Here is a 26,014-nt window from a genome sequence, read left to right on the forward strand (position 1 = left end):
CTGGCGTTTACGTGCGCGAAAAGCACGTAACACCCCTCCGCAGTCATCAAATCCCTCTCGCCATATCGCGCACGTTTCACGCACATTGCTGCGCCGCAAACTATCATGAGTTTTGCAACGCCGATTCCACACGCGTGAGCTCAACACTCAAAAGAGGTGCGCCATGGCCGAACTGCTGCTCGGAAACGTCGAAGAAGATACGCCCGACGAGGAAATCAACGCCTTTTTGCAGAAGTACGGCTTCCCGCCATACGATGAAATTCAGCGCATCGAGGGGGCAGGGCGTCCTGCAGCTCTGCTGAAATACACCCATCTCACCGACGATTTCCTGCGCTCGCTACAGCCGCGCATCCACAACATCTTCTGGCACAACCGCACGATCAGCGCGCAGGTTGTCCCGGTACGCGAAGAAGACTGATCGGCGCAAGATAGCCAAAGAACATCCAACGGCGCCCGGCCTGAGACCGGGCGCCGCTTTGCGTTAACCGACCAGCGAAGTGTTGTATGTCGTCCCGCCAATCACCACGTTACTCAGCGCAATCGCGTTTACGTTATTCACGTAAATCGGCCCCGGATTCGTCGCCGTAGCCGTGCCGCTGCACACCGGCGTCCCCAGATTGCAGTTCGATATTGTTACTCCGCTGATGGGCAGAACAGTCGGCGTCGGCGCCGGGCCGTTGTAGTCAGCGGCAACTGGGCCTTGCGCAACGATTGCCTGGAAGCACGAAGCAGTGCTGCTTCCCGAGGTCACATTGCTGGCCGTCACGTTCGAGATATTGATGTTCTTCACGACCGGCGGACTGATGCGCACGGCGTCCCCGGCAGGGCTGTAGTCGCAATCGAAGGTGATGAGGCCGCCTTGCGATGCGGCCGGATTCGAACCCGAAGAACTCGTCGTCCCAACCGGCACCGACGCCGTAACCGGACTGCCCGCGATCATGTTGTTCGAGCCATATCCCTTGCCGACGAGCGTCACGCCATTCGGCAGCGTCACGCCATCGATCCAGACGTTCTGCACCGCGCCGCCGCGATTCATGTTGGTCTTGATGCGAATGGCGATATTCAGCGGATTGGTGGCCCAGTTCTCATTGAGCATGTTGAGATTGCGCGCATAGATATTCTGGACTCCTGCGCTCATCTCGCTGCCCAGCGTGAGGCCGCCGTGGCCGCTGTTCATCGTGCAGTTTTGGATCACGTGATTCTGCGCCGGCCCATATTCGATATCGAGTGCCTTGCCCGATTTGATCGCGATGCAGTCGTCACCGGTGTTGAACTTCACGCCGTCAGCGAGCACGTAATTGCAGGCATCGGGATCGAAGCCATCGTTATTCGGCCCAATGCTGTCCGCGAAAACCCCTTGAATCACGACGTTTTTGCAGTCGGTCGGATGGTGCTGCCAGAACGGCGTGTTCTGCGTGTGATAGTTCTGCATCAGCACATTGGTGCAGCCGATGAACTCCACCATGCAAGGCCGCAAATAGTGTCCGTTGCCGAAAATCCGCTGCTCGACCGCCACGCCCAACTCGGCTAGCGCGGGCAAATAGTTCTGGTCTTGCGCCCACGAGGTGCCCGCATCGAGCAGCGGCAGCAGCGTGGCCGCTTCCGGATTCGTGATCGCCGAACTGCTCAGCGACGTGAGCGCTGCATTGTTCGGATTCGCATAAGCCTGCGACGGCGTGGACGAACTCGCGCAACCATACGCGCCATTCGTGCCCTTGAACGTCCACCAGCAGAACGACGGCGTCGTGCCGTTCGCCTGCGCGGGCGTCATCGACTGACCGTTGAGGATCGACGTATCGTCTTCCCCGGTCAGGCCGATGTTCTGCTGCTGGTAAGCGTAGACCGGCGAGCCGAAGTTCAGGCAATCGTTGGCCTGCCAGCGCGTCCAGTAGAGGTCGCCGTTTGCTGTCGCGTGCGGGCCGCCGATCGCATAGTCGCTGGGATTCGGGCTGAAATAGATCGTGCAGTTGGCGCTCAGATGGAAATTGACGTTACTGAGCAGCACGATCGGGCCGCCGCAGTACCAGTTGCCTGCGGGCACCACCACGCGGCCGCCGCCTGCCGCGTTGGCGGCAACAATCGCGTTATTGAATGCCGCGCGCGAGTCGTATGTCGTGCCCGTGAGGGACGACGACACCATTTGCTCCGCGCCGGGGCTCGTGGGCGACGCACTCTGGCCGAGCCACGGAATCGCCGGACTCCAGGCGCTCGCGGCGACGACTTGCGAAGTGAGGGGCGTCGCGCCGTAGGCCGTGACGACAAAGTCCACCGCGCGGAACATCGAAGGCGTGATCCCCTGCAGTGCGTCGATGATCTGCTGGGCCGCGCCGGTGGATCCCCAGATCGGGTCGACCGAAACCGGCGTCGCCGCGCCGCCAGCGGCGCTTGCGGTTGAATCGGGATTGCCGCCGCACCCGGGCAAGCTGCCTAGCAAGGTCGCGCCCGCCGTGGCGCCTGCGAAAGCCATGAAGCAGCGGCGTCCTGGTGAGGCTGGCGCGCCGGTGGATCGGATCGATTTGAAGCGCGTGTCGTTCTTCTGCGTTGTCATGGATGACGCCTCCTGTTTGTCTCGCTGATGGATTTGTTGTTCTTTGCCGTCTGCGCGGCGGCCATTGCAAGCGGCCGATTGGGACAGGAATTGTTGTTAGACAAGATATGGCTTGTCAAGCTACATGAGCCAGGTAGTCACCCTGATATGACAACTTGATGGACGATATAGGACAAGTCACGCACGATGAATCCGTCAGGCAAACCGACATAACGAATCAGCGAGCAGGCGCAATACGTATTTTTTACGTATTAATGAGGGGTTCTCAAACCGATCCGGTAATTAATGGATTTGGTAATTCGGATAAGCATTATGCATATTTTTAATTAGAAAAAATGCGAAGCCGTCATGTTGCTAAAACACCTTTTAGGGTAGTATTCGACCCTGCCGTAATTAGCCGAAGGCGGGGATTTAATACGTTGCACGGCGAATAACGGCCACGCTCTCAGCCAGACAGGGAGCGTGTGTGCAAGAAATTGCAAGAGAAGACCAATATCAATTCCAGGGCGTTCGATCCCATGAAGTTAACGCGCAAAAAGGCCGCGATAACCGCTGCGGTTTTAATCGTTGCGCTGGTCGCCATTCAGGCGATTTGGCGACCATTCGGCGGCAAAGGGGCATTCCGCTCTCACGAAGCCGCATTTGATATTCGATATCCCGACGCCATCATCGACAGCGCCGCGCTTTCGCGATTGCCGCGCGACATGATTCGGGTGCCGTTGCTGCATACCTTGCTCACGCGCGATTTCGTCGACTATTACGAATCGAATGCCGCACGCCTTTCCGCCGAAGGTGCGGTGCGCCGTCTTGCCTTCGAACACGATCTCGACTGGCGCGACGAGCTGATCAAGCGCGTCTTCGACGAACCCTCGCGCGTCCTGCTGTGGCGCTCGCCCGATGGCCGCCTTGGCTACTGGGTCATGACCATGCGTCGCAATGGCCTCGCGAAGCTGATGCAGGCCGTCGGCAACGTCGCAGCGGGCGACACGCAACTGAGCCAGGCGGGCACGCTCTCGGGTGGCGTGCCTGTGTACGCGTTGAAACTCGCGGTCGGTCACACGCTGCTGTTCGCCGCAAAGGGCGAGCGCCTCGTCGTGATGTCGGAACCCGGCATCCTGCTCGACGCGGACGGCAAGACCATCGGCGACCGCGCTTCGGCGCTCGGCAAGATGCTCGACGATGGCGGCGCGGACGCGCTGCACGCCTATCGTCTCGACGACGCGCCCGCAGAAGTGAGCGGCCACCGCCTGATCGTCTCGGTCAACTATCTGTCGTTCGGTTATCAGGCCTTTTTCGCGGGCGTGAACGCCTTGCGCTTCGATTTCGCGGCTTCTGGCAATAGCGCGGGCAACAGCGCAGGCAAGAACGCCGACCAGCCAGACGCGAGCGGCACATGGAGCACGGCGGCACTGATCGATCCGGCGCACCTGCCGCAGCACTGGGACAGCGCCGATCTCTGGCGCGCGCTGCCCGCCAACGCGGCCGCCTGCGCTAGCCTGCCAGTGGACTGGAACGACGCCGCCGACCTGTTCGACAAGCTCGGCGACGGCGAACAGGCCGCGTCGAAGATCGTGCGCGAAAGCTTTGCGGGGCCGGCAGGCGTGTGCTGGTATGCGAAGTCGACGCTCGTCGCGCCGGTCTTCGTCGCGCGTCTCAAGCCGCAGGCCGTGCAGGATCCGACGCAACTTGCGGCGATCAAGACCGCGCTCGCGAGCGCGTTCGGCGATGCCATCGGCGCGTATGAAGCGAAGGCGGGTAACGAAGCCGGTTATCGCCGTCTGCCCGTGAAGACGAGCGAGCCGTCCGCCGGCGTCACGCTCTGGACGCGCCCGGTGAGCGCGCGTTCGGGCACGGCGCAAAGCGCGGGCTCGTCCTACGCCGCGCAGTTGTCCGCGCCGCGCTACTTCCCGGTCACGCTCGCGCTCGCGCACGGCTACGTGGTGTTCTCGCCCGACGCGCGTCTCGTGGACGACACGCTTGCCGTGCTCGACAAGCGTTATCCGGCCATCGCCGATACGCTCGCGCCGCAGCGCCTCGCGACCACGGTGGTGTCGGTCACGCCAGGCACGTCGGCCGCGCTCGTCGAGCGCGAGGCCGGCCGTGCGTTGCCCGCCGACCAGGAAGCCGTGTTCCGCAACGCCGCACGCACGCATCTGCTGCCGAAGCTGCACGCCGTCGCCAGCTACCCGCCGTTCGCGCTGAGCTTGCCGGATTCGCTGCCTTCGTCGCTGGGCTGGGTGCCGGTCGAATGGCATTTCGAAGCGCGGGCGAGCGCATCGCCGCGCGGTGACGCGGCGGCGGGGCGCCCGCTCGGCGCAGGCCCGAAGACTACGGATGACGACGCCGCAACCGCGACATCGACCGCGGACGAGCAGCCGGCCCAGCCCGGCACGAGCGGCGACTGACCATGCGCCGCCGGTTTCTCCTGAGCAGCGCGGCCGCGCTTGGCATCGCGCTCGCGCGCCCCGCGATCGCGCTCATGCCGACCCAGGCCGCGCCCGATCCCGATGCGCTCACGCCCGAGCAGTCGGCGATCTTCCGCGCGTGGTTCGTGCGCATCGTCGATCAGCAGATGCGGCGCGGGCCCACGCCGCGCTGGACGCAACGCGACTGCGCGGGGCTCGTGCGCTTCGCCGCCATGGAAGCGCTGCGCGAGCATGACGCGCGCTGGCTCAAGGCCAACGGCATGAACGGCGTCGCCGATGCGAGCCGCCTGCCGCCCGAGCTGCAACTGAGCGAGCCGCAGCGCACGCTTGCCAACCGCTGGACGCGCATCGACGGCAGCGTGGGCGCCTACGCCTCGGCCATCGCGCTCATCCAGCGCAACAGCCGCTTCGTCTCGCGCGACGTCAACCAGGCGCTGCCGGGCGACCTGTTGTTCTTCGATCAAGGCGACGACCAGCACCTGATGATCTGGCTCGATCGCTATATCGCTTATCACACGGGCACCGTCACGCCGACCGACAGTGGTCTGCGCGCCGTCGCCGTTTCCGACCTGATGCAATGGAAAGATTCCCGCTGGCAGCCGTTCGACGGCAATCCGAACTTCGTCGGTGTGTTTCGTTTCGCGTTCCTGACGCCATGAGTGCCGCCATGCAACGACTGCTTGTCGCCATGCTTTCTTTCGTGATGTTTTTCTCGCGCGCGCCGAAAATTTCCGATCGGAAAAATCGCGCACGCGCTTCGACTCATGTCGCCGCTTCGTTCGCAACGTTCAGCGCCGCATGCGCGCTGCTGCTCGGCGCGGGCCTTACCCCCGCCTGGGCCGACGACGATCCCGCGCAGCAGAACATCGACGCCAATGCCACGCTGGGCGCGCCGAACCCAAGCGGCTATGACGGCCAGGTCGTGCAAGGCCAGCCGTTCTTCCTGCTTTCCGATGCGAGCTACGGCAGCAACCAGCTCGCGCAGGTGCGCCTGGAAGCGCCGGGCCGCGAATTCCAGTCGGAACTCGAAGGCTATGGCGGCGCGGATATCGTCGTCTACAAGGTGCCGAATCCGCTCGCGTTCCTGAAGGCGCAGAAGAACCTGCATCGCCTGAACATCAAGCCAAACTACCAGGGCGAAGGGCTCGCGAACACGCTCGCGTATCTGTGGGATCGCTGGTTGAGCGATGCGCGCCGCGCGTGGCAGCGCGTGCTGTCGTTCGCGACGCGCAGCAAGGTCACCGAAGCGAAGCCCGAGTTCAAGCTTGGCGACCAGGTGAGCGCGCCGACGCATTTCGAACCCGAATCGCACTTCGCGCCGCTGCGCGGCTATGACCTCGTGACGCGCTTCCGCTATCCGATCTGGAACGCGAAGACGATCCAGCCGCCCAAGGGCGTGAACCTGGCGGGCAGCAGCAGCAACTTCATCGAAGCATCGTCGGGCAACGTGATGATCCCGGTCGGCAAGCTGCAACCGGGCCTCTATCTCGTCGAGGCGATGATCGGAAACTATCGTGCGCATACGCTGCTGTTCGTCTCCGATACGGTCGCCGTCGTGAAGGCCTCGTCGAATGGCCTGCTCGTATGGACGACGCGCCGCGACAACGGCAAGCCGGTGCCCAATACCGAAGTGAACTGGACGGACGGCGTGGGCGTGCTGCAAAGCGGATCGACCGGCGCGGACGGCGCGCTCGTGCTCGACCACGTCTCGCCGGAGCGCAGCTATGTGATCGGCAGCGATCCGCAGGGCGGGGTTTTCGTATCGGAAAACTTCTACTACGACAGCGAGATCTACAACACCAAGATCTATTCGGTTACCGACCGGCCGCTGTATCGCCCCGGCGATACGGTGCACGTGAAGTTCATCGGCCGCACTTTCCAGAGCGCGAACCAGTCGACGGCGCCCGCCGCCGCGCAGCTCAAGCTCGACGTGATCGACCCGAACGGCGCGCCCATCGCGACGCGCAACGTGGATTTCGCATCGGAAACAGGCGGCGAAACCACCTTTACGCTGCCGTCCACCGCGCAAGGCGGCGGCTACACGCTGCGCTTCGACTACAACGGCGACAGCTACGGCGGCGCATTCCGCGTGGCCGAATACGTGAAGCCGCACTTCGACGTCAATCTCACGATGGACAAGTCCGACTACGCGACCGGCGACACGCCCAAGGGCAAGATCGCGCTGCGCTATCCGGACGGCAAGCCGGTGAAGAACGGCAAGGTGTCGGTGACGCTGCGCGCGCAGAAAGTGGCGATCGTCGATGGCGAGTTGAACTACTCGGGCCTGTTCCCGGTGAAGCTCGAACAGCAGGAGCTGGAAACCGACAGCGACGGCAACGCCACGCTTACGCTGCCTGCCGCGAAGGAACCGAGCCGCTACGCGCTCACGCTGTTCGCGCAGGACGGCGCGGCGTATCGCGTGCGTGTGTCGCGCGAAGTGCTGATCGCGCGTGGCGCGACGCCGTATCGCCTGAGCACGGCGAAGTCGTTCTCGCAGCCGCACGAGCGCGTGACGTTCTCGCTCGCGGCGCTGGCCAACAGCAATAGCAGCAATAGCAGCAGTAGCAATAGCAGCAGCGCGCCGACGGCGCACAAGCCCGCGAAGTGGGAGTGGACGCGCCTCGAATCGCAGACGAAGTCCGAAGGTACGCTGCCTGCACCGGGCGCCGATGGCCGCGTGAGCTTCCCGTTGCAATTCGACGAACCTGGCTCGTACATGCTTTCGGTGAAGGACGATGCGGGCAACCTGCTCGCGGCAGCCAGCCACTGGGTTGCGGGCGACGGCCTCAAGGCGATTCCGGGCAGCGTCGAGATCGTGTTCGACCGCGACCGCTACCAGATCGGCGATACGGCCGAGGCGCTCATCACCTTTCCCTACCCGGTGGACGACGCGCTGCTCACGCTTGAGCGCGACAGCGTGGAGGCGCGCGCACTGCTCTCGAAGGGCGCGGACTGGCTGAGCCTCACGCGTGTCGCGCCGACGCAATGGAAAGCGCGCATCAAGGTCGGCCCGGAATTCGCGCCGAACATGACGTTCTCGGTGCTCTACGTGCACGACGGCGAATACGTGTTCCAGAACGCGGGCATCGTGGTCGCGAAACCGTCGATCGACCTGAGCGTGAAGAGCGACAAGCCGGTGTACCAGCCCGGCGAGACCGTCACGCTCGATCTCGGCAGCGCGCTGGCCGGCAAGCCCTTGCCTGCACACCTGACCGTGAGCGTGGTCGACGAAATGGTCTACGTGCTGCAGCCGGAGATCGCGCCGAACATCTCGGACTTCTTCTATCACCCGCGCCGCAACAACGTGCGCACGACGTCGAGCCTGTCGTTCATCACCTATGACCTGGCGTTGTCGGCGATGCGCGGCGCGCCTGGCGGCCCGCAGCGCGGCCAGTACAACGAGCGCGGCGTGAAGGTGCTGGAGCGTCCGCGTCGCGACGACATCGACACGGCCGCCTGGCAAGCCGATCTGCAAACCGATGCGAACGGCCACGCCCGCATGACCTTCCGCATGCCGGATGCGCTCGCGCGCTGGCGCGTGACGGTGCGTGCGATCTCGGCGGACGGCACGGTCGGCCAGCGCACCGCCTATGTGCGTTCGGACAAGCCGCTCTACCTGAAGTGGAGCGGCCCGGCGAGCTTCCGCAGCGGCGACCAGCCGGTGATCGACATGATCGCCTTCAATCAGGGCAACGCCGACGTCGATGCGCAATGGACGGTGAGCGGCGCAGGCCTCTCCGTCGATCGCAAGGTCACGCTCAAGCCGGGCGCGAACTATCTGGCGTTGCCGCGCGTGGCGCTCACGCCGGGTGTCGTCGATGCCGGGCTGCGCGTGAACGGCAAGGACATGGATCGACTGCAGACCACGGTGAGCCTGGGCGCGCCGGGCTGGCTCGACCTGCGCGAAGTGCCGGTCACGCTCGACACGAATCCGAAGCCGCTCGCGCTCGCGCCCGATGCGCAGGACGTGCGCGTGCGCCTCGTCGCGAACGGCACGAGCCAGTTTGCGCGCGTCGCTGACGATCTCATCGAGTATCCGTATGGCTGCGCCGAGCAGACGTCGAGCCGCCTGATCCCGCTCGCGCTCGCGCATGACGTGATGGGCCGCGATGGCGACGGCGCCGGGCCGCAGAGCACGACGCAGGGCATCGAGGCGCGTCTGCGCAACCAGCGTCAGCGTCTGGCGCTGCTGGCAGGCATCAATGGCGCATTCGGCTGGTGGGGCGACACCACCGGAGGCAGTGCGTTCATCACGGCCTACGCGTATTACGCGGACTGGCTCGCGAGCCGCAGCCTCGGCATTACGCTGCCGGACAGCAACTGGCAGCACGCGCTCGACGTCTACCGCGACGAAGGCGCGAAAGAGCCGCTGCTGCATCGCGCGCTCGCGCTCTGGCTGCTTCAGCAGATGGGCCTGCCGGTCGCGACGCCGGTGTCGGGCGTCGCGGGGCAGCTCGCGCAACAGGCATCGACGATGTTCGATCAGGACGTCAAAGCATCGCGCGACAACTACGGCATCGAGGACAGTCTCGTGTTCGCCGCGCCTGATTCGCCGCGCGGCCTGCAAGTGGCGGCGATTTTGACGGCCTACACGGCGCACGCCACCAACGCGAGCCTGCCGGAAGGCTTCGAACCGCTTGCCGCGCGCGCCCGCGCTTCGCTGATGACCAACCCGACGCCGCTGATCCAGAGCCTGCTGGCGATGGCGGGCGACGCGGGCACGCCGGTCGATGCGAACGCGGTGCTGGCGCAAAGCAGCGCGTCATATCCGACGGTCGACCGCGCGCTCACACTGCTGTGGCTGCGCAAGGCGATGGCCGGTTCGCGCAGCGGCGACGCCGCGCAAGCGCTGCCGACGCTGCAAGGCGCGGGCTGGACGCGCACGACGACGCCCACGGGCGCGAATCTGTGGAAGTGGACGGGCACGGCGCTGCCGACGTCGATCGATGTGGGCGCAACGCGCCCGGATGTCGCCGCGCTGGTGTCGTATCGCAGCCGCGCGGTGCAGGCGAGCCGCCTGCCGGTGAAGATCGAGCGCACGTTCTATCGACTCGATCCGGTTGCGGCGAAGACCGACGCGGACAAGGCCGAAGGCCACTTCACATTCGAGGCGCATCGCGTGAAGGCGGGTGACGCCATCGACAGCAACGCGCTTTATGTCGACGAAGTCACGCTCACGCCGCAGGACAAATCGGCGCTGCATTACGGCCTGCTCGACGTGCCGCTGCCGCCGGGCGGTTCGGTGGAAGCGACGAGCTGGGGCGTCAGCATCGACGGCCTGCCGGGTGCGGGCGAGGGCGGCAGTGGCCCGCAGCCATTCGCGCGCGCGGCCAGCTACGAGATGGGCGACCTGAGCTATCACCAGCCCGTGCCGCTGCTCGACCGTCCGGTCGCGCTGCGCCAGCTCGTGCGCTTCGCGCTGCCGGGCACCTTCACGATGCCGCCGGCGCGCTACTTCCGCATGTATCAGCCGGAGCAGAAGGCGTACGAAGGCGGCCGCAGCGACCGTATGAACACGCTGCGCATCGAGTGAGGGCGAGGTGAGGGCGCGTATCGTCGGACGGGCTGTGGCGTGGCTGCTTGCGATGGTGTTCGCAGGCAGCGCCGCGAGCGCGCAGGCGGCATCGGCATCGACGTTGCGCTTTGCGTGGCTGCGCGACGGCAGCGCGCGCCTGTGGACGTTCGACGCGAACGAACCGGTTGCGCCCGGTGCGCCCGCTCCCGGCGAAGCGCTGCCCGCGACGCTGGACACGCAACTGGGCAGCGTGTGGAAGCTGTTCGTCTACGCGTATCTCGTCGACCGGCAGATTGCCGCGCCCGACTATCAATGCGAAGGCGGCGACCGCGAAGAGGTGTACTGCTGCATGACGGGCGGCCACATCGACCGCGACCGTGCGCTGGTGCAGTCGTGCGGCCTTTTTTTCGAGCCGCACCGCCTGCAACTCGATCCTGCCGGATGGCGGCAATACTGGCGCGCGCGTAAAGCGCCCGCCTGGTTGCAGGATCTATACGCGTTGCGCCCCGAGAAGCGCGTGCGCGTCGAAGAACTGCTCGCGGCGCTGCAATCGATTCCTGCGCGCGCCCGCGACGATACTGGCAACACGCTGGTCTCGGTCGTCACGAGCGGACGCGGCGAAGGCACGGTGTCGCTCTACGGCAGCCTGTTGCGCGCCAAGACCTGGACGATGCCCGATACGTCGGGCGGCTACGAAGGGGGCGCTGCGGGCTGGCTCGCCGACGGCACCCCGGTGTGGCTGGGCGGACGCGGCGGCAGCGTACGCGTGCTGGCGGCTGCGGCGCCGCGCATCGCGCCGCTCGTCGCGCAAAGCACGGTCGCCGACGACCGCGCATGCGTGAGCGTCGAATTCTTTTCTCGATATCCGATACGAAACGTCTTCGATACGCGCGCCGGTGGCCGTCCGGTGCAGCCGGGGCTGCTTGACGGCGCGTTCAGTGTCGCATTCGAGAACGGCAATTCCCTGCCCATCGAAAGTCACGGCGACATGCGGCTCGATCGCGCTGACGACGGCAAGCTGCACATCGTCGGGCGCTTCGGCATGAACGACTACATCGCGCGCGTGGTCGAGCGCGAGGGCGACACGGCGCAGCCGCAGGCGGCGCGCGCGCTGGCCGTGGCCGCGCGCAGCTACCTCGTGCAGAACGCGGGGCGCGAGCGCGGCTGCTACGACATCGACGACAGCAGCCGCACCCAGCGCGTGTTGCCGCGCCCGCCGCGCGCCGCATCGCGCAACGCCGCCGACTTTACCGATGGACTCGTGCTCGCGGGCGTGAGCGTGCAGTTCCACCACGACAAGGCTGCGCCTGGGCAGATGAGCTGGCTCGACGCCAGGGCGGCTGCGCAGCGCGGGCTCGCTTTCGACGCGATCCTGGCGCGCACCTGGCCGCAGGCCACGCTCACGTCGTTCGCGAGTCCGCTGGCGGGCGATTGCGCGCCGGTGCTCGGCGCACGCGAGTGGCTTGGCCGCCAGGCGCCGCTCTGGGCACGCCGGCTCGCGAACGAGCCAGGTTATGAGGAACCCGAACTACCGGCGGTGTGCGAAGTCACCTCGGGCCGACCTTACGCGGACGCCGGACGCAACCGTGTCTATATCGGGCGCCTGCGATCCGACGACGACCGCATCGCGCTCACGCACGAATATCTGCATCTGGCGTTCGCGCATCACCCGCGCGGCCAGGACGAGACGTTCATCGAGCAGACCGCGCGCAAGCTGATTCTCACAGGAAGTTGAATGACGATGAAACCGTTCGGGCAAGCCTTCGCTTTTGCCGCCGCACTGGCCTGCACGTGCGCAATGACGTTCGCCAGCGGCAGTGCGCTGGCTGCTGGCGACGCCGCATCGGATGCGGGCGGCGGCGCGCTCGCACGCATGACCGGTGCGTTCAACGGCTGGCGACACAGCGGCCTCACGAATGAAGGCGAGCAATATGTTGCCGCTTATCCGCGCCCGCCCGTCGATCGCGGCTCGCAGCGCTTTCGCACGCTGATCGAAGGGCAGTTGAAGCACGTCGATCCGCACGCGCGCCGTCCGCCCACGCTCGTCATCAACGGCAATGCGACGCCGCTGTATACCGACGAACAGGGCTGGTTCGCGCGTCCCTGGGCGTTCGGAGCGGGATCGAACAGCGTCGAGATCATCTCGCCCGATGGCACGAAGCATCAGCGCATGCAGTTCTACGAAGCAGACCGCACCAAGCCGCAAGCGAAGCTGCGCGCGATCGTGACGTGGGACGATCCCCATGCGCAGGTCGACCTGCATGTCATCACGCCCGATGGGCTGCACGCGTTCTTCGGGAATCCGATCCTGGAGGACGGCAGCGGCTTCGACGTCGATTCCGTGGACGGCGCGGGGCCGGGCATCTTTTCGTCGGCGGCGCCCGAGCACGGAACCTGGCTATTCTTCCTGAATTACTGGGGCAATTTCGATTCAACCGGCTATAACTTCGACGCCCACGCACACGACCGCGACGTCATCACCGCCACGCTCACGCTCGTGTTCAACGAGAACACGCCAAACGAGCGCCGCGAAACGCGGGTCGTGCCGCTGCGCAAGATCGGCGACCTCGTGCTCGTGAAGAGCGAACGGCTTTGAACGCGCCACGGCAACCTGAGCCCACGAACAGGCGAACCCACATGAATGCGATCCGGCTCCAACATCGATCCGCGCGCCACGGCCTGGCCGCTCTCGCGCTGGCTTTTTGCGTGAGCGCCGCGTATGCCGACACCATCGATTTCAGCGCGCCGATCAACGGCTGGCGCAACTCGGCGGGCGACGAAGCGCGTTATACGCAGGATGTCCACTATCCGGCCGTGGCGGTGAGCACGCCCGAAGGCCAGAGCGCGAACGCGCTGATCGCCGGGCACATCAAGTCATCGCCGAAAGCGAAGGCCGGCACCTCGGTGGGCACGCTGATCGTGAACGGCACGCCCATGCCGCAACGTATCGAGGAAGACGGCACGTTTTCGCGGCCGTTTGCATTCGGTGCGGGCAGCAACGGCGTGGAGCTGCGCTCGGCGGACGGCACGCGCAAGCGCGTGCAGTTCTACGATGCCTACGCGAACAAGACGCACGCGCGCCTGCGTATCGTGCTGGCGTGGGACACCGATGGCACCGATCTCGACCTGCACGTGGTCTCGCCCGATGGCGTGCACACGTTCTACGCCGACCGCGTGGCGCCGAACGGCGGTGCGCTCGACGTGGACGTGACGACGGGCTACGGGCCGGAGATCTATTCGAGCGCCGCGCCGCTGCATGGCACGTATCTGGTCTACGTGAACTACTACGGCAGCGGCAACAGCGGCAGCGACATGACGGTGGCGCAAGTCACCATCATCACCGACGAAGGCACGCCGAACGAAAAGAGCGAGACGGTTCGCGCGCCGATGCGCAAGGCGGGGGAACTGACGCTCGTGAAGCGCTTCACGATTCCCTGAGCGTCAGCTTGCGCGGATTTAATCCGGGTTCCTGAATAAATCGTTGAGCTGGTTGCCCGGCGCTGCATTGAGGAAGCCGTCGAAGCGTCCTTCGGCCAGTGTTTCCACGGCGCGCATGAAGCCGCCCCATGCGGCGCGCGCCAGAGCGCCGCCCACGCTCACGCGCCGCACGCCCAGTTGTGCGAGTTCCTGCACCGTGAAGGGCGACACCGATCCCACCAGCACATTCACCGGCTTCGGCGCGACGGCAGCGACCACCGCGGCGATCTGCTCGCGCGTGTTGAGGCCCGGCGCGTAGAGACAGTCCGCGCCTGCCTCGGCATAGGCCTTCAGGCGCGCAATCGCATCGTCGAGGTCGGGCATGCCCACGACGAAGTTTTCCGCGCGGCCGATCAGCAGCGTGTCGCCGCCGCGTGCGTCGATGGCGCTGCGCGCCGCCTTGATGCGTTCGACGGCAACGTGCAGCGCAAAGAGCGGCGAGTCGTCGTTGCCGGTCGAGTCCTCGATGGACAGACCCGCGATGCCCGTATCGACGGCCAGTCCTACGCTTTGCGCGACACCGTCTGCATCGGCGCCAAAGCCGCTTTCGAAGTCCGCGTTGACCGGCAGGTTGGTGGCCGCGACGATCGCGCGCAGATGGGCGAGCACGGCGTCGCGCGAGACATGATTGTCCGCGAGGCCATGCGACCACGCGAAGCCCGAACTGGTCGTGGCCAGCGCCTTGAACCCCGCGCTTTCGAGGTAGCGGGCGCTGCCTGCGTCCCACGGATTCGGCACGACGAAGCAGCCCGAAGCATGCAGGGCGCGGAAGGTGGCGCGTTTTTGCGCAACGCTGGGTGGCGAAGAGGGCATGGCGTGTCTCCTGAAGTTGTTCTGCGGATGGGGATGCAAAAACGAAGAGCGCCGTGCATTGTGCGCCAGTGCGCGCCATCGCGCTCTGGCTGTGCGCGTGTTCAGTGCGTGCTTTGTGGCGGCTCTAAGCGTGCCGTGGCCGCCGCGTTTTCGGGCGTTTTCGGGCGTTTGCGCCGCTGCCGCTATCATATGCGCTGTTCACAATTCGACCCGTTTGTCCCGATGGCCAAGACCCCCGCACCGAAATCCACGCCGCCGCGCATGTCCGACGTCGCCAGCCTCGCAGGCGTGTCGAAGATGACGGTCTCGCGCGTGCTGGCGGGCCGCAGTGCCTCGGAGGCCACGCGCGTGCGCGTGCAGCGCGCAATCGACGAACTGGGCTATGTCGCGGACGCGGCGGCGGGCGCGTTGTCGTCGGGGCGTTCGTCGTTCGTCGCGGTGCTGGTGCCGTCGATGTCGAGCTCGAACTTCTCGGACACCGTGAGCGGCCTGACCGCCGTGCTGGAAGCGCAGGGGCTCGAACTGCTGATCGGCGATACCGATTACTCGCTCGAACGCGAGGAGCGTCTCGTGCGCCAGATGCTGCGGCATCAGCCGCGCTGCATCGCGCTCACCGGCTCGCAGCACACCGAGGCCACGCGCGCGCTGCTTGCGCGCTCGGGCGTGCCGGTGGTCGAGATGTGGGATCAGCCCGCGCATCCCATCGATATGGCCGTGGGCTTTTCGAACGTGAGCGCGGCGCGCGAAATGGTGCGCTATCTGGCGGGCAAGGGGCACAAGCGCATTGGCTTTATCGGCGGGGCGAGCGAGCTGGACTGGCGCGGCCTCGACCGTCTCAAGGGCTACCAGATGGAGATGAAGGCGCTCGGGCTGGGCGAGCCGCGCGTCGTGCGCCTGGGCGATTCGCCGATCACGATGAGCCACGGCGCGCCTGCCATGAGCGCAATGCTCGAACGCTGGCCCGACACCCAGGCCGTGATGTGCGTGAGCGATATGTCTGCGTTCGGCGCGATCATGGAATGCCAGCGGCGTGGGATCGCCGTGCCTCGCGACATCGCCATCGCGGGCTTCGGCAACTTCGAAATCGCGGCCTGCTGCCATCCGACCATCACGACGGTTTCGGTCGATGCCTACGGAATCGGGCGTCGTGCGGGCGACGCGCTGCTGGCCGCGCTCGCCGACGAGGACAGCGGGAGCGACGTCCATGCGCGTCGCACCGCCAAAACGCGCATTCAATACAGCGTGGTCGAGCGCGAAAGCGCCTGAAATACAGGCTTACTGCTTCGTTGCGAGTCTTTTCGAGTTCCTTTCCGATGCCGTGATTGTCCTGGCTGCATGAGGCCTTCGCATCGTGCTACTCTCGACCGGAGATGTTATCGGTAACACCAAACCGATCGCCCAGGAGACACGCAACATGGCACACACGCCCGCTCGCCGTCTGCGCAGCCAGGAATGGTTCGACGATCCCTCGCACGCGGACATGACCGCGCTCTACGTCGAGCGCTTCATGAACTACGGCCTCACGCGCGAGGAACTGCAATCCGGGCGGCCGATCATCGGCATCGCGCAGACGGGCAGCGATCTCGCGCCCTGCAACCGCCATCACATCGCGCTCGCCGAACGCGTGAAGGCGGGCATACGCGACGCGGGCGGCATTCCCATGGAGTTTCCCGTGCATCCTCTTGCGGAGCAGAGCCGCCGCCCGACCGCCGCGCTCGACCGCAATCTTGCCTATCTGGGCCTCGTGGAGATCCTGCATGGCTTTCCGCTCGACGGCGTTGTGCTGACCACGGGCTGCGACAAGACCACGCCCGCCTGCCTGATGGCGGCGGCCACTGTCGACCTGCCGGCCATCGTGCTGTCGGGCGGCCCGATGCTCGACGGCTGGTACGAAGGCAAGCGCGTCGGCTCGGGCACCGTCATCTGGCACGCGCGCAACCTGCTGGCGGCAGGCGAGATCGACTACGAGGGTTTCATGGCGCTGACCACGGCGTCGTCGCCGTCGATCGGCCACTGCAACACCATGGGCACGGCGCTGTCGATGAACTGCCTGGCCGAAGCGCTGGGCATGTCGCTGCCCGGCTGCGCGAGCATTCCGGCCGCGTATCGCGAGCGAGGGCAGATGGCCTATGTCACCGGCAAGCGCGCCGTCGACCTGGTGCGCGATGACGTGCGGCCGTCGCGCATCATGACGCGCGCGGCGTTCGAAAATGCCATCGTGGTGGCGTCCGCGCTGGGCGCATCGACCAACTGCCCGCCGCACCTCGTTGCGATTGCGCGGCACATGGGCGTGGATCTGACGCTCGACGACTGGCAGCGCTACGGCGAGCAGGTGCCGCTGCTCGCGAACACGATGCCGGCGGGCGAATACCTGGGCGAGAGTTTTCATCGCGCTGGCGGCGTGCCCGCCGTGCTGCGCGAACTCGATCGCGCGGGGCTCATACAGCGCGATTGCGCGACGGTGTCGGGCCGCACGACCGGCGAGATTGCCGATGCAGCGCCCGCAGCGGATCGTGACGTGATCCGCACGTGCGATGCGCCGCTCATGCACGGCGCGGGATTCATCGTGCTGTCGGGCAACTTCTTCGACAGCGCCATCATGAAGATGTCGGTGGTGGGCGAGGCGTTCCGCAAGACCTATTTGAGCGAACCGGGCGCGGAAAACAGCTTCGAGGCGCGCGCCATCGTGTTCGACGGCCCTGAGGATTACCGCGCGCGGATCAACGATCCCGCGCTCAATATCGACGAGCGCTGCATGCTGGTGATTCGCGGTTGCGGCACGGTGGGCTATCCTGGGAGCGCCGAAGTCGTGAACATGGCGCCGCCTGCGGAGATGATCCGGCGCGGCGTGACTTCGCTGCCCTGCATGGGCGACGGACGACAGAGCGGCACGTCGGCGAGTCCGTCGATTCTCAACATGTCGCCGGAAGCGGCGGTCGGCGGCGGCCTCGCGCTGCTGCGTACCGGCGATCGCATCAAGGTCGATCTCAACGCGCGACGCGTAGAAGTGCTGATCGATCCGGAAGAACTGGCAGGCCGCCGGGCACAAGCCGAATTCGCCGCGCCGCCGTCGCAGACGCCGTGGCAGGAACTGTATCGGCAGACCGTGGGCCAGCTTTCGACGGGAGGATGCCTGGAGCCCGCTACGCTCTATCTGAAGGTGATCGAGGAGCGCGGCGAGCCGCGCCATTCGCATTGAACTGCAGCATTGAACTGCGGCATTGAACTGCGGCGCTTAAAGCGTCTTGCCGATGCGGTGCGCCATCTCCACGACGGCAATTGCGATGCGCTTTTCTCGGCGCGCGTCGATGCGCTCCAGCGGCAGGCTGGTGCTGACCGCCACACGCTTGCCTAGCGCCGTTACGCCGACGAATGCCGCGAAACACGTGAGGCCTGCCGTGACCTCCTCGCGTTCGTGAGCGAGTCCTGAACGGCGGATCGCGGCGAGGGCCTGCAACAGGTCGGGCCGTCGCGTGATGGTCTGGCTCGTGATGGCGGCAAGCTGCTTCGGCAAGACTTGCGATACTTCGTCATCCGAAAGACTGGCGAGCAGCGCCTTGCCGAGCGCGCAGCAATGCGCAGGCAAACGCGAACCGAGATCGGAAATCAGCCGCACCGGCCGCGCCGGATCTTCGCGCGCGATATAGACCACTTCCGCGCCGTCGAGCACGGCAAGTTGCACGACCTCGTTGTGCGCGGCGACAAAATTTGCCGCTTCGTGGCGGAATGCCTCGTGCAACTGATCGTGGCGCACGTAAGCGCTGCCCAGCTCGAACAGCGTCACGCCGATGATGTAGCCGTCCGCACGTTTTTCGATCCAGCGTCGCCGCTCCAGCGAATCGAGCATCAGGTACAACGTGCTGCGTGACAGCCCCGTTTGCTCCGCGATGACAGCGGCGCGCACGGGCGCCTGCGCGTGTGCGAGCAAATCGAGAATGTCGTGGATGCGCTTGAGCGCGGGCACTTCGTACGCGGTGGACATGGTCGGTCGATGTTCGAATCGCGGCTTCCAACAGGCTGGAAATACTAGCACCAGGTTGGACAACGCGTGCGGCCAGTCCGGCGAGCGATGCGCCCGGCTTTTAGCGCATGGCGCTCAGCGGTTGCCGTCGAGCAGGTCGTTGAGCAATTCGTCGAACGCCGCCTGGGCGTCTTCGAGTTCCTGCAAGGCGGCGTCGAAGGTTTGCAGCGCGAATTGCGACGGGCGGCCTTCGCCCTCGGGCGGGAATTGCGTCTGCAAGGACGTGAACGCCGACTTGACGCGTTGGGTGGCGTTCAGCACGCGATCCATGGCGGCCGCTTCTTCGGCTCGTGCCTGTTCTGGGGTCATCTAAAGCTCCGGTTCAAAAAGGTAAGGGGGCGACGCCTTGCTCAAGGCAGCGGCAGTCCGCCCTCGGATTTCACTTCGCGCAGCGACAGCGCCGATTCCACCGACGTGACGCCCGGCAAGCTGCGCAGTTCGTCGCGCATGAAGGTGCCGTAATCGTCGAGATCGCGCGCGACGATCATCAAAATATAGTCTGCCGTGCCCGCAACGTTGTGGCACGAGAGAATCCGCTCGATGGCGCAGACTTCGCGCTCGAATCGGTCAGCCAGCGCGCGGTCGTGCACGGCGAAGCGCACCGACACATAAGCGACCACGCCATAGCCAAGCGCGCGGCGCGACAGCATCGCGCGGTAACGCTCGATATAGCCGTCCTGCTCCAGCCGTTTGAGGCGGCGGGCGCAGGGCGTTTCGCTCAACCCGACCGTCTCCGCGAGGCGCGCATTGGGCATCCGGCCATCGGACTGCAAGGCGCCGAGGATGGCGCGATCGAGTTTGTCGAGATCGCTCATGCTGTGTGGAGTGCTTCTCCTGTTCGGATTCGGCTATTTTAGGTGATTCCACTCGCGATCGCTGATCGGCTCACTAAATACGCCAGAAATCGCTCCAGCTTTAGCGGCAACATAGAGCCTCTTCCAGCCGAGGCCATCATGATTTCCGCCCACCTGATGTTGATGTTCATTGCCGCCCTGATCGTCGTCTGCGCACTGCCAGGGGCGGACATGGCGCTGGTCATGCAAACCAGCATGAGCCGCGGCGCGCGGCGCGGCTTTGCGGCGGCCTGCGGTCTTGGCCTTGCGCGCGCCACGCATGTGACGCTGTCGGCGTGCGGGCTCGCAGCGCTGCTGCACAACGCGCCCTGGCTCTACGAAGTCGTGCGCTACGCGGGCGCGCTCTACCTCACGTATATCGCCGTGCAGATTTTCCGTGCGCCGGTGTTCGCCTTGCCGGAAGAGGCCGCGGTCGCTGCGCAGCGACCGATGCGCGCCGACTTCTTCAAGGGGCTGCTGACCAACCTGCTCAACCCGAAGGCGCTGCTGTTCTGCTCGGTGCTGCTGCCGCAGTTCATTCGCCCCGAACACGGCTCGGTCTGGTTGCAGGTGCTCGAACTGGGCATCGTGCTGGTAATCGTCTGCGCGCTGTTCGACGTGATCTATGTGCTGGGCGCGGCGCGCATCGCCGTCTGGCTGCGCCGTAGTCCGCTTGCGCAGACGGTGCAGAAGTGGGCGTTCTCTTGCGCGTTGATCGGATTCGCGGTGCGCCTCTCGCTCGACTGAGCGCTTGCCCACAACCGGCGGATCAAGGCCCGTGTGCCTCGATCCGCCGCATCTCTTCTACGCTGTCTGGTCTTAACGAGCGCCCAGATAGTCGAGCTTGCCAAGCTCCACGCCGTTATGGCGCAGGATGTCGTAGGCCGTCGTCACGTGGAAGTAGAAGTTGGGCAGCACGAACGCCAGCAAATAGCTCTGGCCGGTGAATTCGATCGGCCCGGAGCGCATCTTCAGCGTGATGCTCTTGTCTTCCGTGCCGTCGATCTGCTCGGGCTTGAACGTGTTCAGATAGTCGATCGTCTTCTGGATGCGCGTGTGCAGATCGTCGAAGCTCACTTCCACGTCATCGAACTTGGGCGCGTCGACGCCCGCCAGGCGCGCGGCGCAACCCTTGGCCGTGTCCGTAGCGATGTGAATTTGACGCGCGAGCGGCAGCATGTCGGGGAAAAGCCGTGCGCCGGTGAACACCGCAGGGTCGATCTGCTTCTCGGCGGCATGTGCCTGCGCCTTGCCGATGATGGTCTGCAAATTGGCGAGACCGCGCACGAGCACGGGCACCGAGGCTTGATACATGGTGATGGACATGGGGATTCCTCGTTTCCTTTAATGGGCACGCCGGGCTCCGGTTCGGAGCTGAGCGGGCGAGCCATTATGCGCCAACGGTTTTGCCGCCGCTATTGGCCGAACGGCTGATCTTGAGCGCAGTGCGCGGATCGAGGCGAGGCGTTGGCCGCAGCGCCGACCGTCAGTTTGGACAATCCCACCGACATCCCGCCGATACCGTCCCCCCAGCGTCATGACAATTGTGTTAAAGACCTGAAGCCGGGAGTCAATTGATTTGCATAGCGAAATAAAATTCCCGTTATCCTCCGGATGCTTAGATGCGCCGTGCCAATGACAGCGATTGGCGTGTGTCGTTGTATGCGGCGAATGAAACCCGCCAGACTGACTGCGCGCGAGCAGGGCGCCGTACCTCAGCCCTGGTGCAGTTTCTCCACGGCAAAATTCGAATGTGTTTTAATTAGCCAGCATTGACCATCTATTCAGCATCGTACGGCAGCGTACGGTGCACTTACCATGAACGCAGAAATGGCAGAAAGCTGTCTGGCCGTGCGTCGCATGGCAAAAGGTGCGGCAAGCCGGAAGGCGCCGCACGCGCTGGGTGTGGCGCTGCACGGCATCGTGCTGGCGCTCGCCGTCGGCGGGGCAGTGCGCAGCGTGCCCGCCTGGGCGCAGGATCCGCGGCTGCTGGACGCGCGCGTCACGCAGGAGTCGGTGGCCGAGACCATCTGCCGCCCCGGTTACGCCGACACGGTGGCGCCGTCGTTCGACGCGGCGATGGCGCAGAAAGACCGCCTGCTTTCGGCGCGCGGCATCGACGCTGAAGACGGCGTCACCTACGCGCTCGACCGTCACGTGCCGATCGTGCTCGGCGGCTCGCCGGATGCTGTCGCGAATTTCGATCTGCTGCCGTGGGGCGGTCACGCCGGCGAGCGCCGCAAGTCGCTCCTCACGGTGCGGCTCAAGCGCTGTGTGTGCGCCGGCAGAATGTCGCTGGCGCAGGCTCAGGCGACGATCGCGGGCAACTGGTCGCGTCAGTATGACCAGCTCACGCGCATGCAATGTGGCACCGATATCGGCGACACCACATCCGCGAGTCGCGACGAAGGCCCTTAAAGCCGTCCCTTGTTTATTTGCCGCCGGGTTTTCGCGCCAATGCCGTTGCACGGGCATGCGCGTTGCGCGCAGCAACATGCCCAATGCCAGACAAACTCGCCGAAACTCGACAATTTGACGCAGTGCGGACGCAGCCAAATCGGTCTACTCTGACGTATATCAATAAGAAGGAGTGAGCGAAATGTTGGCGTCCGGTCTTTCGATATTCTTGCTGGTTTCGGCAGCCTTGCTTGGCCAGTCGTACTGGATGCGCGCCAGCGCGCGCGCGAAACTGCAACCCGTGCGCGTGCGGTTCAACCGTGAGCGCGACTACCGGTAGATCCTTATGCACCTGACTGTCTGGAATGTCCCCGAAACCTGCAGCGAGCAGGAAGTGCACGATTTTTTCAAGCGTGAACTCGGACACTACGCCAAGGGAGTCAAGGTGTACGACGTGGGCACGTCTAATGCCCACGCGGATCTCGAACTCGATTCAGACGTGCCCTATGTGGGCGAAGCCGTTGCCCGCGAATTGCAGACCCGGCATCTCGCGGGTGTCGCACTGCGCGTGAGCGCTCCGCCGTTCGATAGAGAAGAGCCTGAAGTGCGCCGTCCTACTTGATGCTTTTGCGCCTGCGTCTATGCCGCAACGTGTGGCATCGCTTCCCAGGGCGTGTAGGGCAACGCCCGCTTGTGCCGGGTCGCATCGAAACTGCGCAGGATCGTCGCGCACGCGTGAGCGCTCACTGGCTTGCCTTCCAGAAAATCGTCGATTTCCTCGTAGCTGACGCCGTAAGCGTCCTCGTCGGGCCTTAGCGGGCGCAGTGTTTCGAGGTCAGCGGTCGGCGTTTTTTCCACGAGGCGCTGCGGCACGCCAAGATGCCGCGCAAGCGCGCGCACGCGCCGCTTCGTCAGGCCGGCCAGCGGCAGCACGTCCGCGCCGCCGTCGCCGAACTTCGTAAAGAACCCCATCAGCGATTCCGCTGCGTGATCCGTGCCGATCACGAGCCCGCGCCGCGCGCCCGCGACCGCGTATTGCGCGATCATCCGTTCGCGCGCCTTGATGTTGCCGAGCACGAAGTCCTGCTGGGCTGCCTGTTCGAACGCCAGCCCGCCCGCCGTAAGCGAGGCGAGCATTGCGTCGGCGGCTGGGGCGATATCCACGCTCAGGACTTCGTCCGGCTGAATGAAGCCGAGCGCCGCCGCCGCGTCTTCCTCATCGCGCTGCGCGCCGTAGGGCAGGCGCATGGCGATGAAGCGTGCATGATGGCCCTGCTCGCGCAGCGCCTCGACGGCCAGTTGTGCGAGACGTCCCGCCGTCGTCGAATCCACGCCGCCGCTGATGCCGAGCACGAGCGTGTGCAGGCCGCTCTTGCGCAGGCTGTCGGCAAGAAAGGCGACGCGCCGGTCGATCTCATCCGGCGCATAAAACGCTGCGGCGACGTTCAGTTCGGCGGCAATTTCGTGCTGGCGGGCATGCTGGGTGTGCGATTCCGACGTTGAGGTGTTCATTGGACTTTCTCGCTCGTGAGAGGGGGCTTGTCCGGCCACGCAGCGCTGCGTCGACGATGTCTGGTTTAATGTCAGACGATCCGGGCGCGCAACTTGCAGCGCGCCCGATATCAGAAAACGCATAACAGCCGGATTGACGATGAACGATTTTTCTTCGCGTGACGCACGGGCGCGCGTGAACGGCGGTGTTCGGGGCGGCGCCACGAAGACTCATTATCGCGGGGCGTGGCGCACGCTGCTCGCGCGCGGCCTGACCAGCTTGGCGGCGCTGTGCGTCGGGGCATGGTGCGCAGGCGCTGCGGCGGCGGATATGACAGCGGCGTCGGGCGCACATGCTAGCTCCGTCGCGGCGCAGGCCGCTTCTGGTGCTTCTTCGGCTGCTGCGTTGAAGCCATCGATAGCGTCCGAAGCATCGGGCGCACCGGCTGCCTCGGCTCCGAAGTCCGCATCGTCGGCGCAAGCGGCATCGACGGCATCGGCGGCATCGTCAGTCCCGGCTTCCGCGCCCATCGCCGCCTCCGGCCCCGCGCCGCTCATGCTGCCTGAGCATCCCAAGCTCACGCCCCAACAGGCCGCCGACGAAACCCGCCGCGCGCTCGCCATGCGCGAGACCTTCGCGCGCAGCGTGACGCGCCGCCTGCGCGTGCCCCTCGCCGACCAGCGCGCCTACGGCCAGCGCCTGCAAGCCGCGCTCGACGCCAAAGACCTCGGCGCGCTGGCGGGCGAATACGTCATCCTCGTGGATCGCAGCGCAAACGTGCAGGCGCTTTTCGTCTATTTCCGCGCAATGCCGGGCGAGACGTGGCAGATGATCGGCGCTTCTCCGGTCGCGACGGGGCGGCCCGGCGAATTCGATCATTTCCTCACGCCGCTGGGCGTGTTCCAGCACACGCCGTCGAACATGGATTTCCGCGCGGAAGGCACCATGAACGAGAACAACATTCGCGGCTACGGCAAGCGCGATATGCGCATCTACGATTTCGGCTGGGTCGATGGCGAGCGCGGCTGGGGCAAGGGCGGCGTGTCGCCGATGCGCTTCCAGATGCACGCGACCGATCCCGACCGGCTGGAGCCGCTGCTCGGCATTCGCCACTCGAAGGGCTGTGTGCGCATTCCTGCCTCGCTGAACATGTTCATCGACCATAACGGCATCATCGACGCCGAATATCAGGCGCTCGTCGATTCGGGCAGGTCGCTTTGGGTGCTGCACTCGAACCGTGAAATCTCGCCGTATGCAGGGCGCTTTGTCGTCGTGATCGATTCGGCGCGCAAGACGCGACCCGCCTGGGCGCCCGCGCCGGGCAGCCAGGCGCGCGCGAAACTGCCCAAGGGCGGCGACACGGCCGATTGACGGAGCACGCGCGGCGCGGGCTGCGCTGACTTAGCCGCGCCGCGCGATCAGCACGCCCGCGAGCGCCACGCCGAAGCCCGCAAGCTGGATCGGCGTGAGCGTCTCGCCGAACAGCAGCCAGCTTTCCAGCGCGGCAAGCGGCGGCGCGAGGAACAGCAGCGCCGTGGCGCGGGCCGCATCGCCGTGACGCACCATCCAGACGAGCAGCGTCACGCCCGCGCCCGAGAGCATCGCGATCCCCCACGCGAGCGAAACCCACAAAGTCGTCTACGCGATCCAGCGATGTTCGCCGAGCGCCAGCGCGAGCAGCGCGGCGACGATAGCCGCGCCCGCGTTCTGCACGGCGCTCGCGCTGCGGATATCGGCTTGCGCAAGCGAGGTCTTCTGGTAGAGCGTGCCCGCGGTGATGGCGCCGATCGACAGCACCGAGACGATCACGACGAGCAGCGGACTCGCGTGCGCGCCGCTGGCGAACGACGTGCCCGCGGAGGCGTGCAGCTTCGGCGTCAGCACGAGGACAACGCCCGTGAGCCCCAGCGCCATGCCTTGCCAGCGCCGCGTCGAAATCTTCTCGCCGAACATCGGTGCGGCTAGCGCGGCGGTCAACAGCGGTTGCAACGCGCCCAGCAGCGCCATGACGCCGGCACTCAATCCCTGCGCCACAGCCCAGTAACCCGCGCCCAGATACACGCCTTGCAGCAGCGCGCCCGCGAAAAGGTGCTTGCCGATTTCGCGTGGGCGCGGCCACGGCGCGCGCATCGCCAGCGCCACGCAGGCGAACAGCAGCGCCGTGCCGCCGAAACGCGCGAGCAAGAACAGATTGGGGTCGGCGTAGGGCGCGATGGCGCGGGCAACGACAAAACCGGTCGACCACAAAACGACGAACAAAGCAGGCGTGAGCGCAGCGAACATGGGTTGCGGGTGCTAGCGACGGATCGAAAGGGCCGGAGTATCGCCCGCATGCACGGTGGCGGTCTTGTTCAGGACTGCACTCGGCGCTCAATCGCAACTAACAGCCAAGTGCGTCTGGCGCCCGCGAATGGGGAGGGCGTAGGCGGCAAGCGCTTCGGCCACACTGGGTTGAGCAGGTCTGGCATTGCGGCCAGCCGTGGCGTGATCAA

General features: G+C 65.6%; 20 protein-coding genes and 1 pseudogene. 13 read left to right on the top strand and 8 right to left on the bottom strand.

The window, feature by feature from the left end; translation table 11 throughout:
- Window positions 1–163: 163 nt before the first annotated feature.
- Window positions 164–418, top strand: a complete 255-nt coding sequence (locus BBA01S_RS37720) for a hypothetical protein (RefSeq protein ID WP_027820924.1) — start codon at window positions 164–166, stop codon at window positions 416–418.
- Between the two features lie 63 nt (window positions 419–481).
- On the opposite strand, the gene BBA01S_RS37725 is transcribed toward BBA01S_RS37720, so the two are convergent.
- Window positions 482–2,548 carry a glycoside hydrolase family 28 protein gene (locus BBA01S_RS37725; RefSeq protein WP_027820925.1) on the bottom strand — a complete coding sequence of 689 codons (2,067 nt, stop codon included), beginning with the start codon at window positions 2,546–2,548 and terminating at the stop codon, window positions 482–484.
- 518 nt (window positions 2,549–3,066) lie between these two features.
- On the opposite strand from BBA01S_RS37725, the gene BBA01S_RS37730 reads away from it, so the two are divergent.
- From BBA01S_RS37730 to BBA01S_RS37755, 6 genes are all read left to right on the top strand, one after another.
- Entirely contained in the window at window positions 3,067–4,953 is a 1,887-nt protein-coding gene (locus BBA01S_RS37730; RefSeq protein WP_027820926.1) for a DUF2138 family protein, read from the top strand.
- A 2-nt stretch (window positions 4,954–4,955) separates the two neighbouring features.
- Window positions 4,956–5,633 carry a DUF1175 domain-containing protein gene (locus tag BBA01S_RS37735; RefSeq protein WP_042298559.1) on the top strand — a complete coding sequence of 226 codons (678 nt, stop codon included), beginning with the start codon at window positions 4,956–4,958 and terminating at the stop codon, window positions 5,631–5,633.
- Window positions 5,634–5,641: 8 nt separating this feature from the next.
- Window positions 5,642–10,507, top strand: coding sequence for an alpha-2-macroglobulin family protein (locus tag BBA01S_RS37740; RefSeq protein WP_245641719.1), 4,866 nt, complete (start codon window positions 5,642–5,644; stop codon window positions 10,505–10,507).
- A gap of 52 nt (window positions 10,508–10,559) precedes the next feature.
- The gene (locus tag BBA01S_RS37745) at window positions 10,560–12,224 is read left to right on the top strand and encodes a DUF2300 domain-containing protein (RefSeq protein WP_042298563.1); all 1,665 of its coding nucleotides are present in this window, start codon (window positions 10,560–10,562) and stop codon (window positions 12,222–12,224) included.
- Window positions 12,225–12,287: 63 nt separating this feature from the next.
- Complete coding sequence (locus tag BBA01S_RS37750) at window positions 12,288–13,085, top strand: YfaP family protein (protein WP_027820930.1); 798 nt, start codon at window positions 12,288–12,290, stop codon at window positions 13,083–13,085.
- 41 nt (window positions 13,086–13,126) lie between these two features.
- On the top strand, window positions 13,127–13,927 hold the full coding sequence (locus BBA01S_RS37755) for a YfaP family protein (protein ID WP_027820931.1): 801 nt from the start codon (window positions 13,127–13,129) through the stop codon (window positions 13,925–13,927).
- Between the two features lie 18 nt (window positions 13,928–13,945).
- On the opposite strand, the gene BBA01S_RS37760 is transcribed toward BBA01S_RS37755, so the two are convergent.
- Window positions 13,946–14,779, bottom strand: coding sequence for an isocitrate lyase/PEP mutase family protein (locus BBA01S_RS37760; RefSeq protein WP_027820932.1), 834 nt, complete (start codon window positions 14,777–14,779; stop codon window positions 13,946–13,948).
- A 261-nt stretch (window positions 14,780–15,040) separates the two neighbouring features.
- On the opposite strand from BBA01S_RS37760, the gene BBA01S_RS37765 reads away from it, so the two are divergent.
- Complete coding sequence (locus tag BBA01S_RS37765) at window positions 15,041–16,045, top strand: LacI family DNA-binding transcriptional regulator (protein WP_027820933.1); 1,005 nt, start codon at window positions 15,041–15,043, stop codon at window positions 16,043–16,045.
- Between the two features lie 148 nt (window positions 16,046–16,193).
- Window positions 16,194–17,978 carry an IlvD/Edd family dehydratase gene (locus tag BBA01S_RS37770; RefSeq protein WP_027820934.1) on the top strand — a complete coding sequence of 595 codons (1,785 nt, stop codon included), beginning with the start codon at window positions 16,194–16,196 and terminating at the stop codon, window positions 17,976–17,978.
- Between the two features lie 36 nt (window positions 17,979–18,014).
- On the opposite strand, the gene BBA01S_RS37775 is transcribed toward BBA01S_RS37770, so the two are convergent.
- From BBA01S_RS37775 to BBA01S_RS37785, 3 genes are all read right to left on the bottom strand, one after another.
- Window positions 18,015–18,761 (bottom strand): IclR family transcriptional regulator, encoded by a 747-nt coding sequence (locus tag BBA01S_RS37775; RefSeq protein ID WP_027820935.1) that lies wholly within the window; start codon window positions 18,759–18,761, stop codon window positions 18,015–18,017.
- Between the two features lie 114 nt (window positions 18,762–18,875).
- On the bottom strand, window positions 18,876–19,109 hold the full coding sequence (locus BBA01S_RS37780) for a hypothetical protein (protein ID WP_027820936.1): 234 nt from the start codon (window positions 19,107–19,109) through the stop codon (window positions 18,876–18,878).
- 41 nt (window positions 19,110–19,150) lie between these two features.
- A complete protein-coding gene (locus BBA01S_RS37785; protein ID WP_027820937.1) occupies window positions 19,151–19,615 on the bottom strand; it encodes an Lrp/AsnC family transcriptional regulator in 465 nt (154 codons plus the stop codon).
- Window positions 19,616–19,753: 138 nt separating this feature from the next.
- Here BBA01S_RS37785 and BBA01S_RS37790 point away from each other — a divergent pair, with 138 nt between their 5' ends.
- The gene (locus BBA01S_RS37790) at window positions 19,754–20,380 is read left to right on the top strand and encodes a LysE family translocator (RefSeq protein WP_027820938.1); all 627 of its coding nucleotides are present in this window, start codon (window positions 19,754–19,756) and stop codon (window positions 20,378–20,380) included.
- 72 nt (window positions 20,381–20,452) lie between these two features.
- Here the strand turns inward: BBA01S_RS37790 and BBA01S_RS37795 are convergent, their stop codons facing one another.
- Window positions 20,453–20,959 (bottom strand): DUF1993 domain-containing protein, encoded by a 507-nt coding sequence (locus BBA01S_RS37795; protein ID WP_027820939.1) that lies wholly within the window; start codon window positions 20,957–20,959, stop codon window positions 20,453–20,455.
- Between the two features lie 492 nt (window positions 20,960–21,451).
- Between BBA01S_RS37795 and BBA01S_RS44665 the strand changes: the two genes are divergently transcribed.
- Together BBA01S_RS44665 and BBA01S_RS37810 are read left to right on the top strand one after the other, a co-directional pair.
- On the top strand, window positions 21,452–22,051 hold the full coding sequence (locus BBA01S_RS44665; RefSeq protein ID WP_245641720.1) for a hypothetical protein: 600 nt from the start codon (window positions 21,452–21,454) through the stop codon (window positions 22,049–22,051).
- A 325-nt stretch (window positions 22,052–22,376) separates the two neighbouring features.
- On the top strand, window positions 22,377–22,652 hold the full coding sequence (locus tag BBA01S_RS37810) for a hypothetical protein (protein ID WP_027820940.1): 276 nt from the start codon (window positions 22,377–22,379) through the stop codon (window positions 22,650–22,652).
- A gap of 17 nt (window positions 22,653–22,669) precedes the next feature.
- Here BBA01S_RS37810 and nadE read toward each other — a convergent pair whose 3' ends face one another.
- The gene (gene nadE / locus BBA01S_RS37815) at window positions 22,670–23,542 is read right to left on the bottom strand and encodes an ammonia-dependent NAD(+) synthetase (protein ID WP_027820941.1); all 873 of its coding nucleotides are present in this window, start codon (window positions 23,540–23,542) and stop codon (window positions 22,670–22,672) included.
- Between the two features lie 139 nt (window positions 23,543–23,681).
- Here nadE and BBA01S_RS37825 point away from each other — a divergent pair, with 139 nt between their 5' ends.
- Window positions 23,682–24,893, top strand: a complete 1,212-nt coding sequence (locus tag BBA01S_RS37825) for a L,D-transpeptidase (protein WP_174479203.1) — start codon at window positions 23,682–23,684, stop codon at window positions 24,891–24,893.
- A gap of 30 nt (window positions 24,894–24,923) precedes the next feature.
- Here the strand turns inward: BBA01S_RS37825 and BBA01S_RS44675 are convergent.
- Window positions 24,924–25,805: pseudogene (locus tag BBA01S_RS44675) on the bottom strand (DMT family transporter).
- Between the last annotated feature and the right edge of the window lie 209 nt (window positions 25,806–26,014).

Source organism: Paraburkholderia bannensis NBRC 103871, assembly GCF_000685015.1.
Classification (GTDB): domain Bacteria; phylum Pseudomonadota; class Gammaproteobacteria; order Burkholderiales; family Burkholderiaceae; genus Paraburkholderia; species Paraburkholderia bannensis.